Source organism: Coprococcus sp. RTP21428st1_C9_RTP21428_210409, assembly GCF_040227395.1.
In the GTDB taxonomy this organism is placed as follows: domain Bacteria; phylum Bacillota; class Clostridia; order Lachnospirales; family Lachnospiraceae; genus Coprococcus; species Coprococcus aceti.
Genome location: NZ_JBEHVV010000073.1, coordinates 1 through 14,185 on the forward strand (window position 1 = coordinate 1; position 14,185 = coordinate 14,185).

The window sequence follows — 14,185 nt, forward strand, 5'->3', positions numbered from 1 at the left end:
GAGGAGAACAGGCAAATGTTATTGATAAAGAATGGAAGAGTCATTGATCCGGTCACCCATACAGACGAGGTCATGGATGTGCTCATCGACGGCAATCATATAGTTAAGACAGGATACGATCTGGAGGCAGAGGGTGCGGAGGTCATCGATGCAGATGGACTTGTAGTTGCACCGGGACTGGTAGACACACATGTACACTTCCGCGATCCGGGATTTACGTACAAGGAAGACATCGAGACAGGTGCCGCCGCCGCTGCAAGAGGAGGCTTCACGATGGTGGTATGTATGGCGAATACAAAGCCGGCGGTGGATAACCTTGAGACTCTCAAGTATATACAGGATAAAGGTGCAAAGACCGGAATACATGTAGTTCAGACAGCCACAGTCACAAAGGGTCTTGCTGGCAAGGAACTCGTGGACATGGACAGTCTTGCGGCTGCAGGTGCAGCAGGATTTACCGATGACGGAATCCCAATCATGGATGAGAAGCTTCTTCTTGAGGCTATGGAGAAGGCAAGGGATCTTGATCTTCCGGTGAGTCTTCATGAAGAGGATCCGCTGTTCATTGTACAGCCGGGAGTGAATCAGGGAAAAGTATCAGAAAAGCTTGGATACGGCGGTGCATCCCGCACAGCGGAGGATATTATGGTTGCAAGGGACTGCGTCCTTGCACTTCACACAGGTGCATCAGTGTGCATACAGCATATAAGCTCAGGCAATTCCGTGGATATAGTGAGAACTGCAAAGAAGCTTGGAGCGGACGTACATGCGGAGGCAACTCCACATCATTTCACCCTTATAGAGGATGCTGTGCTGAAGTACGGAACCATGGCGCGTATGAATCCTCCACTCAGAACCGAGAAAGACAGAAGACAGATCATAGAGGGAATACAGGATGGCACAATAGATATGATAGTGACGGATCACGCCCCGCACAGCAGTGAGGAGAAGGCGAGACCGCTTGACAAGGCGCCAAGTGGAATAACAGGGCTTGAGACATCTCTTGCCCTTGGAATATATTCCCTTGTACAGCCTGGATATATCTCACTCATGAAGCTCATGGAACTAATGAGCAGGAATCCTGCAGAATTTTACCGCATGGAACCGGGCAAGATAGCAGAGGGAGCTCCTGCGGATATAGTCATATTTGGCGAGAATGAACATTGGACAGTGAACAGCTTTGCGTCAAAGGCATCCAACAGTCCATTTGCCGGATGGACTCTCCCGGGAAAGGTTCACTATACAATCTGTGGCGGAAATATCGTGTATGACGCAGAAAAGTACGATGCTGAACATGATGTGTAAGATGCGGGCAGCAGGATATAAAATGTAAGATATGAGAAGATCATAACAGAGATGGGACATATAGATATGGACAAGATAAGACGACATTATACATTCAGAGGAAGAGTGCAGGGAGTTGGCTTCAGATACAGGGCGAGCTATGCTGCATCCATGTACGGAGTCACCGGCTGGGTGTGCAACAGATATGATGATTCTGTTGAGATGGAGGCTCAGGGGCTGCCTGAGGCTATAGACAAGGTGATAGCAGTTCTCAGAAATGACAGATATATATTTATAGAGGATATGGATGTCAGGGAGATACCTCTGGAGAATGACAGCGGATTTCATGTGAGATCAAGCTGGTAACGCGCGTAGATAATAAGGAGAGTGGACATATGGTAAAGATAGATTTGATAACGGGCTTTCTGGGCTCAGGCAAGACGACATTTATTAAGAAGTATGTGAGCTACCTTGTTGGCAAAGGATATAATGTCGGAATCCTTGAAAATGATTATGGTGCAGTCAACGTGGACATGATGCTTCTTCAGGATGTGATGGGCGAGAACTGTCATGCTGAGATGGTGGCAGGTGGCTGCGGCGAGGACTGTCACAAGAGAAGGTTCAAGACAAAGCTCATAGCTATGGGGATGAGCGGCTATGACAGAGTCATTGTTGAGCCGTCCGGAATATTTGATGTGGATGAATTCTTTGACGTCCTCCACGAGGAGCCACTTGACAGATGGTATGAGGTGGGAAGCATCATTTCCATAGTCGATGCCGGACTTGACCGGGACATGAGCAGACAGTCCAGATATGTGCTTGCGTCTGAGGTTGCGAACTGTGGAACTCTGGTGATGAGCAAGGTTCAGGATGCATCGGAGGATGAGAAGAGGAGCACAATAGAATATATCAATGAAGTGCTCACCGAATTCCAGTGTAAGCGTCAGTTCGGCGATGATGTTCTGGAGAAGAACTGGGATGATTTCACGGATGATGACTTTGAAGGTTTTATGTCAACCGGATACAAATTAAACGACTATGTAAAATTATGGTTCAAACAAAGTGATGTGTTTAACTCGGTATATATCATGAATAAGGTCATGCCTCAGGAGCGGCTTGAGACGATAGTCAGGGATATATTTGCGGATAAGGAATGCGGAGATGTCTTTAGAATCAAGGGTTTTCTCCCTGTAAATGACACCGGATGGATAGAGCTCAACGCCACGGTAAAAAAGACCGAGGTGAGACCTATAGAGAACGGGCAGGAGATCATAATTGTGATCGGTTCGAATTTGGTGGAGGACAAAATAAAACGGTACTTTGAGTAAAGAGGCTGATGGACAGGAGCGGATTTTCATGACAGACAGGGCTAAGAAATTGAACAGAGAAGAGAAGCTTCAACTTCAGGCTGAAAAGCTGAAAGAACAGGCACAGATAGATCTTGAGGGATACGTTATGTGTCGTTCTGCACTCAGGGCGACCAGAACGGATCTTCATGAGGAGTCGGAACGGTATGACAGACTTAGGGAAGAATATGAAGAGCTGAAGAACAGACGCGCACCGTACAAGGTGCTGTTCTATAAACGCAGAAGGATCAGAAAGTGTAAAAAGCACATAAAGGAGCTGGGAAGGGCAAAGAAACGTCTGCGCAAACAGATGAAGGAACATCGTGAGGGTGTCAGACGAAGAACTGCTACCAACACATTTGCATTTGTTGCAGCGCTTGCGATGTTCGCCATGATGGCGTGGAGGATATGGCAGCTCGCACAGGGTGTGTACTATATGGCATTTTACAGAAATGGTGAGGCCCTTGAGATAACGGCTGTTGCTGTGCTCAGGCAGCTTCTGCTTGTGGCGTGCATCGTATATGGCCTTGTGGTTGTATGGCAGTCACTGCAGGTGTGGGGCATGAAGCGGGAAGGCTGGAATGGTGTAATAAGAATTAAGGTGAAACAGAAGGCCTACTGGATTATGATGATAGGCGTACCGCTTCAGATAGTCAGCCATGGAGATATGCTGACAAATGCCATGATGCTTATAACGATTATCAGTCAGATGGTCATGGCGGCACTTTTGTCGACGGTCCAGTCGAGAAGGATACTTGTGAAGATATTTGCATGGTGCTATGTCGGGGGAATCTGCGTGATATGGCTGTATGGCGGAGTGTACTGCAGAAACTTCGAGATATCGGGAAATGATTCCGGAACCAGCACCTATGCGGTTGACAACAAGTCGAATTTTTCGCAGATATGGGAGATGTCGACTGAACCGGAATTCTATCATATGGGTATGTATGCCCAGAACAGGGATACCGATTATGGCATGATGATCATTCCGGGACTTGCGTATGCTGATACGATAGGCAGTGAGTCGAGGAAGATAGAGAACTGCACGTCCATGACGCCACAGGGGCTGGCAGTTACGAAGGAGTATACATTTGTCAGTGCTTACTGCAAGACGAAGAAACACAAATCTGTGATATTTGTTCTTGATACACAGACCGGGCAATATATTAAAACACTGGTTCTCAAGGACACGACACATGCCGGAGGACTTGCGTATGATACGAAGAATAATGTGCTGTGGGTTTCCTCGTACATGATCGATGAGGATGAGGACAGGAGCAGGAAGGCATCCATATCATGTCTTACGCTGGACTCCATAGAGAAATACGATGTGGCTCAGGGAAAGCCGATAAAATACAGAAACACATGTAGCGTCATGTTCCCTGCAACGTCATTTATCACGATATATGACGGACATATATATGCGGGCTACTGGCGAAAGGATAAGAACAGCTACAGCATGGCAGCCAGCTACGAGATCGTAAATGGCGGCACCGCCATATCCTCGGAGGAGGACGAGGCTTTCTATATACCAGGAAGGGTGCAGGGGCTTCAGGTGTACAAAAATGAGATAATATTCTCTATATCCTATGGTATAGATGAATCCAGGATAGAGGTATACGATACAGATACAGGCAAGCTGTCCAGTGTGAATTACGGAACAGAGACACCGAGACAGGTGGTTAAGCTCCCGCAGAAGCTGGAGCAGATATATTCGTATAATGGCAAATTATACTGCCTGTTCGAGTCTGCAAGTTTTGCCTACAGGCTGACAGCACCGGTGTGTATGGACAGGATCGTGGGGCTTGATGAGATGGCACTTGTAGAGTAGCTCAAAGTGGTTCAAGGTGAAAAAATGGAGGGTTTGGGATGAACGAACAGAATATTAACAATGGAATGAATGGAGGCCCGGGGATGCCCCCGCCGCAAGGGTATATGAACATGAATGGAGGCCCGGGAATGCCCCCGCCGCCACCGCAAGGGTATATGAACATGAATGGAGGCCCGGGGATGCCCCCGCCACCACCGCAAGGGTATATGAACATGAATGGAGGCCCGGGGATGCCCCCGCCGCCACCTCAGGGTTATATGAATATGAATGCCAGACCGCCGCAGAGGAGAAATCCTGCGGTGTCTCCGAACAGATTCAGGATGTTTGGTATTCCGGTACTGGTATATGCGATCATATGTGCGGCATGTCTGTACAGCAACTGGTCGAGTATATTGTCGGCTGTGCTTTCGATAGTATCAATAGTGTTTATCAGTACATGCATGGTACGATATGAGAAGAACATCGGTGCAGACCGTGAGGCCATGACCACTGGAGCTGCGTTGTCGAAACAGAGTATACTGATCCCATATTATATTCTTGTGTTCATGATGTCGGTTGCCCTGAGTCTCACAGACGAGGGATATATCATATTTGGATGTAATGTGGGAATAATCGTTACAGAGATGTATGCGGTTATGACATACTTCAATGACACTGAAAAGCATGGGATATTCAAGGGAATATTCTCATTTTTCGAGATGTTCTTTGGATCGATAGGGTATGTAAACATGCCATTTGCCGACAGAAAGGCGGAGCGTGAGATAACCGGCAAAAAGAGAAATTCCAAGCTGATGTACATACTTCTTGGATGTGTGATAGCACTTCCGATACTGGTGATCGTGCTCAATCTGCTGTCTTCGGCAGATCCTGTGTTTGCAAAGGTCATAAAGGATATATTTGGCAAACTGTTCTTCTCGTGGGATATAGTGAAGATAGTTCTGTTTGCCGCTGTGATATTCCTGTTTGTATATGGATTTATTGTCAAGGCGGGCCGCAGAGATCTCGGTGCAAATGCTCCGAAGGAGGGGCAGTACAATGCAGTGACAGGTATAACTATAACGATAGTGCTCACAGCGTTCTATCTGATATTTGCCGTTGTTCAGATAGTGTATCTGTTCATGAACAGTGCAGGACTTCCGGACGATATGACATACGCAGAGTATGCAAGACAGGGCTTCTTCCAGCTGCTCTTTGTAGCGGTTGTAAATGTGTGTATGGTGCTGATATTTAGTGCTATATTCAGAAAGAGTCTGGTGCTCAACGTGTCACTGCTCATGATGTGCATATGTACATATATAATGATTGCCTCATCAGCTGTGAGGCTGTCCATGTACATTGCGGAATATGATCTTACATACCTCAGAATAAATACCATATGGGCGCTGATAGTCACGTCTATAGTGATGCTCGGTGTTATCATAAGCCTGTTCTGGAGAAATATGCCGCTGTTTAGATACATATTTATGACGGTTTTGGTGATGTTCACGCTGTATGCATTTATCAGACCTGGCGCAGTGATAACGAGGTACAATATCAGTCAGGCGCACAGTGGAAAGAAGATAGATCTTGAGTATGTGATGGATATAGGTAATGACGGAGTTCCATATCTGATCGATTATTTCAGGACAAAAGACATTACGCCCGAAATGGTCATGGAGGAAGTGATGTCGAAATATAGCGAGGACACCTACTACTGGAGAGACGACACGGTGGGAGAGAGGCTTGAGAAGATGCTTGAGGAGAATGATGACAAGGGCTATATCAGAAGCTTTAACTTCTCCAGATACAGAGCTTCAAAGACTATAGAGGATTATATAAAGTAGTGTAATATAGAATTATAGATCATAATAAAGAAAGCCCCAGTCTCCGGTGCAAATAAACCGGAGACTGGGGCTTTTCGCCATGTTAAATATTAGTCGTCATCTTCAGGAACATAATGTCTTGATGTGTAATACTCAAATATATCCTCGGACTTGTCGTATGGGAGGAACTGGGATCTCTCTCTTACAACCCACTCGTCTCCGTTGTGGAGAACTTCACCGAATACATAGCAGTTGTTGTGCTTGGCATCCTCACATGCCTTGAATATTGCGTCCTCACGTACATATACCTTTTCGGTATGCTTACATTTGATCAGTGCAAATACGTTGTCCACCTCTGCCAGGCATTGCTTGTGAAGGTTGCCGTTGTAGATGTAGAGGAAGAGGATGATCCTTCCAACGTTCGCACCTCTGTCGAGGTAGATGCGCATCTCCTCGTCGATACCTTCCTTCTGTCCTGTTCTGTCATCGCCCTTCAGGACTACAGAATCGCTTCTGCTGTACTTGTGACCCCAGAATACCAGTTCGGGATCAGAGCCGTCATTGTGCTCAACGATCGCTGCAAGGTTGAGGTCATATGTGTCCTCGGATGTAGCGCTCATGATATTGTCTATGGCAATCTTAATCTTTTTCTTGAGGTCGACCTTCTTGGCATCCCAGCCAATGCCGACCGTAAGTTTATTATCACCTTTTACAACATATTCGTTCATATTAAAAACCCCCTTAGATTACAAGAAGAATAATAATGTGTCTATGAAGAATGTAGGTACAAGAATAGAAACTGACCATACGAGGTAGCCTACAAATGAAGGCATCTTGATACCATTTTCTTCGGCTATTGAACGTACCATAAAGTTAGGTGCGTTTCCTATATAAGTGTTGGCTCCCATGAATACGGCACCGCAGGAGATAGCCATCAGCATGACCTGAGGAACTACACCCATAGCAGTGCTTATACCCTCTGTAAATCCACTTGAAGCAGCGGTGGTGAAGAATACAAGGTAGGTAGGTGTATTGTCAAGGAAGCTTGATAAAAGTCCTGTCGTCCAGAAGAACTGTGCCGGATGTGTAAGTCCGAGCTCAGAACCACGTGCCTTGAGGATCAGGAGTGCAGGGATCATAGTGATGAATATACCTATGAACAGTATGGCAACCTCCTGTATAGCATCCCATGTAAAGTTGTTGGCCTTACGGACTTTCTTGCTCGTTGTCTTGAATGAGAGGAAAGCCGCTGCTAGCATGATCACAATCTCGATGATAGCAGCCCATGAGAGTGTTACGCCCTCACAGAAATTGATACCCTTTGCAAATGCAGGGAACTTCATAGGAAGAACTCCGCTGAGTATAACTGCACCTACGATCATTATAAGGAATATAATGTTGTGAGCACCTTTAAGTTTGACTGGCTTTTTCGTATCTGCATCGAATACCGGCTTCTGTCTGCCGTCTGCGATATCCTTCTTGTATGCTCTTGTGTCGAGAAAGAAGAATACAGTCAGCAGGATGATGAGATTGACAACCATGACCTTTGCAAGTCTGAGACTCCAGAAGAAGTCAACACCATTCATGAATCCCATCAGAAGTGGAGGATCACCGACAGGGGTGAGACAGCCACCAATATTTGAAACGAGGAAGATGAAGAATACAATGATCTGAACCTTTCTTCGTCTCCATTTATTTGCCTTTATGATAGGTCTGATCATCAGCATACTTGCACCGGTAGTACCGATCCAGCTTGACAGCAGAGTACCTATCAGTAGAAGCAGAACATTGAGTTTCGGTGTTCCCACCAGGTCGCCTTCAAGAGATATATTGCCTGCCACACAGAACAGGGCAAAAAGCAATACAATGAAGGTGAGATAGTCACCGATCATTACCTCGAGCAATTGTTCGCCCATCGTACCAAAGCCATGGAATATGGCAAATGGAATTAAAAATAAAAGAGACCAGCCTGCAACAGCCCACTGTTTGTGCTTTTCCCACCACTCACCGGCGATAAGGGGCATAACAGCTATGCACAGAAGCATACACACAAATGGTATACACCATGTAAGTGGAAGCGTAGCACCGAGTGTTTCAGTACCGGATTCGCTGTCTGCCGCCAGGGCACTTACCTGTGACAGCCCAAGAACTGAGATGACTGTGCCGAGACCTAGAAATAACCTGTTTTTCATCGTTTTTGCCTCCTATTAATTATAATTGAAAAACCTTATCTATGCTAACAAATATATGGTAAAAATTCAACGAAAAAAATCGAAACTTAACCATTTATTTTCCAGAACAAAAAAATAATAAGTATAGCCCAAATGATGGATCTGTGATAGAATGAAAAAGATTAAAAAATGCAATATTATGGCCTTAGGGCAGAACAGAGGTAATTGATATATTATGGAACATCAATGGTCAAAGGCATACAAACCAAAGAGAAAACTTTACGTGCTGAGGTCCAGAGAGTCAGAGGGATTTGACGATTTTTGTCAGGAGAATGGCTATGACTGGTACAAGTGCTTTAGCAACATATACAGGCCGCTGGCAAACAGGGCTTTGTTTTATATGCCTGAGAAGATGATGGACGCCGGATATTCGCGTTTGTGTGGAGGAGTGGAGATAGGATACAGTGATATGGAGGTGGTTCCTCAGAACTGTGTGAGCATCACGGTTCCGGGATTCGACGTTGTGGATATAAAGGGATTTGATATATCTCTGATAGAGGATATACCGAGACTCATGACCATGGCGTATTCATATGCCAAGTTGTATATAGAGACGGAGAAGCTGCACATTGTTTCTAACCACAAGCTTCCATATATATGTTACATGGAGAGCGCAGACAGTCTGTGCGTGGAGATTCCGGTATGGTCCAAGAAGACCAAGACGGAGGAGATGCTGACTCTTGACAACATGAGTAAGAGAGATCTCTATGAGATAGCATACAGGGAGCCTGCCACCGGACATTACAACTGGACATGGCTCAAGGAGAAGCTTGAGCAGTGTGAATATATAGGACTGGATCAGTTTATATTTGCCAGATTCGACATAAAGGGCTTCAGGCTCATCAACAACGTTATGGGTCGTGAGGTGGCGAAGGATCTGTTCAGATATATATGTGACGCTATGACCAAGCAGGACTGGATATTGTACTCTGCAAAGTGTGAGAGTGACGATTTTGCCATGATTATAAAGTATATGCCGGAGGATGAGATAATGAACCGGCTATATACATTCTTTGAGGAGATAGGACAGCTTCCGTCGAACAGGAAGTATAAGATATTCTATAGCTGTGGTATCGTATTCTATGATGAATTCGAGAAACTCAGCATGTCAATGCGCATTGAGGACATGGCGCAGATGGCACACCTCCAGTGTATCAAGACCAATGTAAATGAGATAAAGATATACACATCGGAGATGAAGAAGGAATACATCATGGCACAGCAGTACAAGCTGGAGCTTCCGGATGCCATAGAGAATGAGGATCTCATGGTATATCTTCAGCCGAAGTACAATCCACAGAACGACACCCTGACCGGTGCTGAGGCTCTGATAAGATGGTTCTACAAGGGCGGAGATATTCTCTTGCCGAAGTATTTCGTGCCGCAGTTTGAGACTGACGGAACTATAGACATCATAGACAGATATGTGCTGAGACAGGTGTGCAAGAAGTTCAAGGAGTGGAAGGAGCTTGGCTACCCGCTCTACCCGATATCCTGTAACCTCTCGAGACACCAGATATCGAGACCGGATCTTATATATATACTGTGTGATATAGTCGATGAATACGGAGTGGATCACTCGCTTATAGACTTTGAGATAACTGAGAGTGCAGATTTCGCTGACGTGCAGTATCTGATAAAGGTGCTCAAGGATCTGAAGGCTGAGGGCTTCAAGATATCCATGGACGATTTTGGAACAGGATACTCCAGTATGGCACTTCTTAAGGATATGCCGCTGGATATAATCAAGATAGACAAGAGCTTTATTGACGGAATAGCCACCGGCGAGCCGAACAACAAGGACATGCTCATGACACAGGATATCCTTGCCATGTCAAGGCATCTGGGAATCAGAAGTCTTGCGGAGGGTGTTGAGACATTTGAGCAGAAGGAATACCTGAGAGAGTGGGGATGCCACTACATTCAGGGTTATTACTACAGCAAGCCTATACCTATCACGGGATATGAATATCTTCTCAAGAAGATAATGCTGGGACAGAGCTAGCCGGATAATGATGCTATATAGCGACATATAGAGAATATACAGAAGAGTATAAGAGGATTGATATATGAATGTATCGATCCTCTTTTTCTATTTATATTGGACCTTAACAGGATGTAATCCCAATAATGTAATGTATATAATTTACAAGTCTTGTATATATAATCAACAACCTACTAAAAAAATAATTAAGAATCATTCCCAATAGGGGTTGACTTTGATCAAAAAATAGGTATAATAAGACATAGTTGATAAATAAACATCAACAAAGAAGACAGAATATATTTTAACAATCAATGATGGATATTGATTAGATTATTTAAAAGAGAAAAGGAGAATTAAGTTATGGCAAAGTTTGTATGTACAGTATGCGGTTATATCTATGAGGGAGAGCAGGCACCAGCAGAGTGTCCTATCTGTCACGCAGGAGCAGATAAGTTCAAGAAGGTAGAGGGAGAGCTCACGCTTGCAGCAGAGCATGAGTTTGGCGTATATGCTGAGACAGTTAAGAACAATCCAGAGATCAGCGATGAGGACAAGAAGTATATCTACGAGCAGCTCAAGGCTAACTTCGAGGGAGAGTGCTCAGAGGTTGGAATGTATCTCTGCATGGCTCGTGTAGCACATCGCGAGGGCTATCCTGAGATCGGTCTCTACTGGGAGAAGGCAGCGTACGAGGAGGCTGAGCATGCAGCTAAGTTCGCAGAGATGCTTGGATCAGACCTTGAGCAGAACATGACAGCTTCAACAGAGAAGAATCTTGCATGGAGAGTTGACTGCGAGTTCGGTGCAACAGCAGGAAAGGTAGATCTTGCAAAGTGCGCTAAGAAGAACAATCTGGATGCGATCCATGATACAGTTCATGAGATGGCAAGAGACGAGGCAAGACACGGCAAGGCTCTCAAGGGACTTCTTGACAGATACTTCGGTAAGTAAGAAGAAGGTAAAGATTATTCATAAGGATAGTCAGTCTTACACATAAATCTAAAAAAGGTATATGCGGAAAGCAGTCAGGCTGCGATCCGTATATACCTTTTTTAGATTTATGTGTGCTATTTAATTGTTACTCATCTTTCTTGAGACTGAAGGAAGAGGAAGATGTAGTTGAGCTTGTTGTTGTATAAGGATTAGATGCGTGGGCATCCTGCTCTGAAGCTGCCGGCTGCTGTGAGTAGAACGGATCACTGTAAGACGTCTGCGGTGCCTGTGTCTGTTCTGCAGTGCCGTAGCTGCCACTGTTTGTAGTGCCGTACTGCTGTGTATAGCTGCCACTGTCTGTACTGCCATACTGCTGTGTATAGTTGCCGTTATTTGGGCTGCCTGTGCTGCCCGGAGTGTACACGCCGTTGAAATCGCCTGTACCGTCATAGTAACCTGTGCCTGCTGGCTGTGCAGATGCGCTGATGGTGTTCTTGCTTCTTGTTGCCTTCAGGATCATGATCACTGCTGCCAGTAGGAATACAGCTCCGAGGACAAGCTTGAATATGTAATCTGAAGAGTCAACCATCTCTATATAGTAAGGAAAAGCTTCTGCCTTTGCGGTCGCATAGTCCTCACTTGTAGGAGTGTATCCATAATATTGTGCGTATGCGTCGACATACTTGGTGATGTAGTCGTCAAGGAAGCCCTGCACCTTGTCGCTGTTCTTGCGGATGACTCCTGTTATGTAGACTGGTTCTGCATCGTCAGCAGATGAGATCGCGTCAAATTTGGCGTCATCACTCTTGGAGATCGATATTCCGATCCACTTGGATGTGTCTCTTTTTGAGCCGTCTTCATTCTTGTCGCAGATATCAACGAGATAGTAGTATCCGTCGGTCTTGGTGACCACGTGATTGTACGTTGTAGTCTTCTCAATGTAAGCTCCGTATCCGTAGGTGAGTGTTCCCTCCACATACACTCCCGGTTTAACTTCCGATTCGTCACATGTAGTAACGTTTAGAAGCTTTCCGTGTAAACCGATAAATGTTCGTATACCCAGGAATAATAGAACTATTCCGAATATACCGAAAACAACCGCTGATACGATGGGATTCCCCTTTTTCCTTGTTCTTGCCATAATGTTACCTCACTTTTTTTATTTGTTATGAATTATACATAACCACTTCAATACCTCACTTTTCTACAGTACAGGTAAAAAACTAATATTTCAAGTAAAAAAGGCAAAATCAAAAAAAATTAGACATTTTTTATGGTATACTCATTCATGGTGGTGATTTTATGGCAAAGAAAACAAAAAAGAATGAGAAAAAGTACATATATATAATTCCGGCAGTGCTGTGGATGATATTCATATTTTACATGTCGTCCAGAACAGGAGATGACTCGTCGGCGGTGAGCAACCCCATGACAGACTTTATAGTGGGTTTGTTCCAGAAGGTGAGAAATGATTCCGCGCCCGTGGTTGACAGGATGACGGGAGTGGTGGAGATCATGGTCAGAAAGGGTGCACACATGACGGAATATGGAATCCTTCTGGCTCTGCTTGCCCTGGCGGTCAGAAAGGCCGTCGGAAGGATGACTTCGGCTGGCGTGTATATATGGTCAGTTGTGATAACATTTGTCTATGCGTGCTCCGATGAGATTCATCAGCTCTTTGTCGCTGACAGGGCAGGCAGGGGCACGGATGTGCTTATAGATATGTGCGGCGCATTGGCAGCTCTTCTTATTATATGGGGATCAAAGAGCACAAGGGGAAGGATAATAATGGGCTTTGTGATAGGGATAGTGCTGGTGGCAGCGGTTATGTTCCTTTTCCTGTGGCCTTTTTAGAGCGCATTTAGTATTGGCAGCCTTGAATTAGAGTGGGGCAGATGGTATATTAAAAAAGACTATGAGCATCACATTACCGATGCTGACTGGAGGATGCAGAATGACATTAGCAGATGTTAGAAAGAACATAGACCGGGTCGACAAGGAGATCAAGCAGCTCTTCAAGGAGAGAATGGTTCTTGCGGACAATGTTGCTCAGGTCAAGGCAGAGACCGAGGATGACATATATAAGCCAGACCGCGAGGAGGCCATCATATCCAATCTCACAGGGGATGTGGATGATAACATCAAGATGGAGTACACGGCGCTTATCAAGAGAATCATGGAGATAAGCAGAAAGTACCAGTATGGAAGGACTCTGGAGCTCAGGAACTGCCTAGATGTGGAGTATGATGTGAAGGAGCCTGACATAGATGCGGTGGCGATGATAAAGCCGGAGCTGTACATTTGTCAGGGATGCTCGAGGGACAAGGTCATTGCGGTGGACTCATACGATGAGGTGTATGAGCTCATAAAGACTGGCAAGGTAGACGCCGGAATGGGAATACTTGAGGACATAAGCTACGGAGTTTCGGATGCGCTTCACGAAGTGCTCACCAACAACAAGCTGTATATATACAGATGTAACATTGTAAATGAGAATGGACACAACAAGAAGGTTGTCACATTTGCAGACCACCTCATAGTGGAGGAGAACCACAACAGGCTGAAGGTGATGTTCGTATGTAAGAATAAGAGCGGAAGTCTCAGCAGCATACTGTCCATGATCTCTGATTACGGGGTGAACCTCACGGAGATACACTCGGCGCCAAACAGGCAGGAGCATTGGAATTACAGATTCTATGTGGAGCTGTCTGCCAATTTACTGAAGAAGGATATACAGGCTTTAGTGTTCCAGCTCATGAACGAGACGGAGG

Annotated in this window: 12 protein-coding genes; 9 read left to right on the top strand and 3 right to left on the bottom strand. The window is 45.3% G+C overall.

Translation table 11 applies throughout. The features are described from left to right. The first annotated feature begins 15 nt into the window (after positions 1-15). The 5 genes from ABUA34_RS11825 (at position 16) to ABUA34_RS11845 (ending at position 6,284) form a co-directional block, all read left to right on the top strand. Entirely contained in the window at positions 16-1,305 is a 1,290-nt protein-coding gene (locus ABUA34_RS11825) for a dihydroorotase (RefSeq protein WP_173794581.1), read from the top strand. Between the two features lie 51 nt (positions 1,306-1,356). Next, complete coding sequence (locus tag ABUA34_RS11830) at positions 1,357-1,650, top strand: acylphosphatase (RefSeq protein WP_015534784.1); 294 nt, start codon at positions 1,357-1,359, stop codon at positions 1,648-1,650. 29 nt (positions 1,651-1,679) lie between these two features. Beyond that, positions 1,680-2,612, top strand: a complete 933-nt coding sequence (locus ABUA34_RS11835) for a GTP-binding protein (protein ID WP_015534783.1) — start codon at positions 1,680-1,682, stop codon at positions 2,610-2,612. Between the two features lie 28 nt (positions 2,613-2,640). After that, positions 2,641-4,461, top strand: coding sequence for a hypothetical protein (locus ABUA34_RS11840; protein WP_015534782.1), 1,821 nt, complete (start codon positions 2,641-2,643; stop codon positions 4,459-4,461). 230 nt (positions 4,462-4,691) lie between these two features. After that, entirely contained in the window at positions 4,692-6,284 is a 1,593-nt protein-coding gene (locus ABUA34_RS11845) for a DUF4153 domain-containing protein (protein WP_055280026.1), read from the top strand. An 89-nt stretch (positions 6,285-6,373) separates the two neighbouring features. On the opposite strand, the gene ABUA34_RS11850 is transcribed toward ABUA34_RS11845, so the two are convergent. Next, positions 6,374-6,991 carry a TerD family protein gene (locus tag ABUA34_RS11850; RefSeq protein WP_055280025.1) on the bottom strand — a complete coding sequence of 206 codons (618 nt, stop codon included), beginning with the start codon at positions 6,989-6,991 and terminating at the stop codon, positions 6,374-6,376. An 18-nt stretch (positions 6,992-7,009) separates the two neighbouring features. Next, on the bottom strand, positions 7,010-8,455 hold the full coding sequence (locus ABUA34_RS11855) for a sodium:proton antiporter (RefSeq protein ID WP_055280024.1): 1,446 nt from the start codon (positions 8,453-8,455) through the stop codon (positions 7,010-7,012). Between the two features lie 214 nt (positions 8,456-8,669). On the opposite strand from ABUA34_RS11855, the gene ABUA34_RS11860 reads away from it, so the two are divergent. Both ABUA34_RS11860 and ABUA34_RS11865 read left to right on the top strand, forming a co-directional pair. Next, positions 8,670-10,499, top strand: coding sequence for a GGDEF domain-containing phosphodiesterase (locus tag ABUA34_RS11860; RefSeq protein ID WP_055224154.1), 1,830 nt, complete (start codon positions 8,670-8,672; stop codon positions 10,497-10,499). 342 nt (positions 10,500-10,841) lie between these two features. After that, positions 10,842-11,432 carry an NADH peroxidase gene (locus ABUA34_RS11865; RefSeq protein WP_015534780.1) on the top strand — a complete coding sequence of 197 codons (591 nt, stop codon included), beginning with the start codon at positions 10,842-10,844 and terminating at the stop codon, positions 11,430-11,432. Between the two features lie 127 nt (positions 11,433-11,559). On the opposite strand, the gene ABUA34_RS11870 is transcribed toward ABUA34_RS11865, so the two are convergent. Beyond that, a complete protein-coding gene (locus tag ABUA34_RS11870) occupies positions 11,560-12,555 on the bottom strand; it encodes a DUF6709 family protein (protein ID WP_022216799.1) in 996 nt (331 codons plus the stop codon). A gap of 161 nt (positions 12,556-12,716) precedes the next feature. Between ABUA34_RS11870 and ABUA34_RS11875 the strand changes: the two genes are divergently transcribed. Together ABUA34_RS11875 and ABUA34_RS11880 are read left to right on the top strand one after the other, a co-directional pair. Further along, positions 12,717-13,268 (top strand): VanZ family protein, encoded by a 552-nt coding sequence (locus tag ABUA34_RS11875; protein ID WP_349823373.1) that lies wholly within the window; start codon positions 12,717-12,719, stop codon positions 13,266-13,268. A 100-nt stretch (positions 13,269-13,368) separates the two neighbouring features. Further along, on the top strand, positions 13,369-14,185 hold an 817-nt coding region (locus ABUA34_RS11880), incomplete at its 3' end, for a chorismate mutase (protein WP_349823374.1).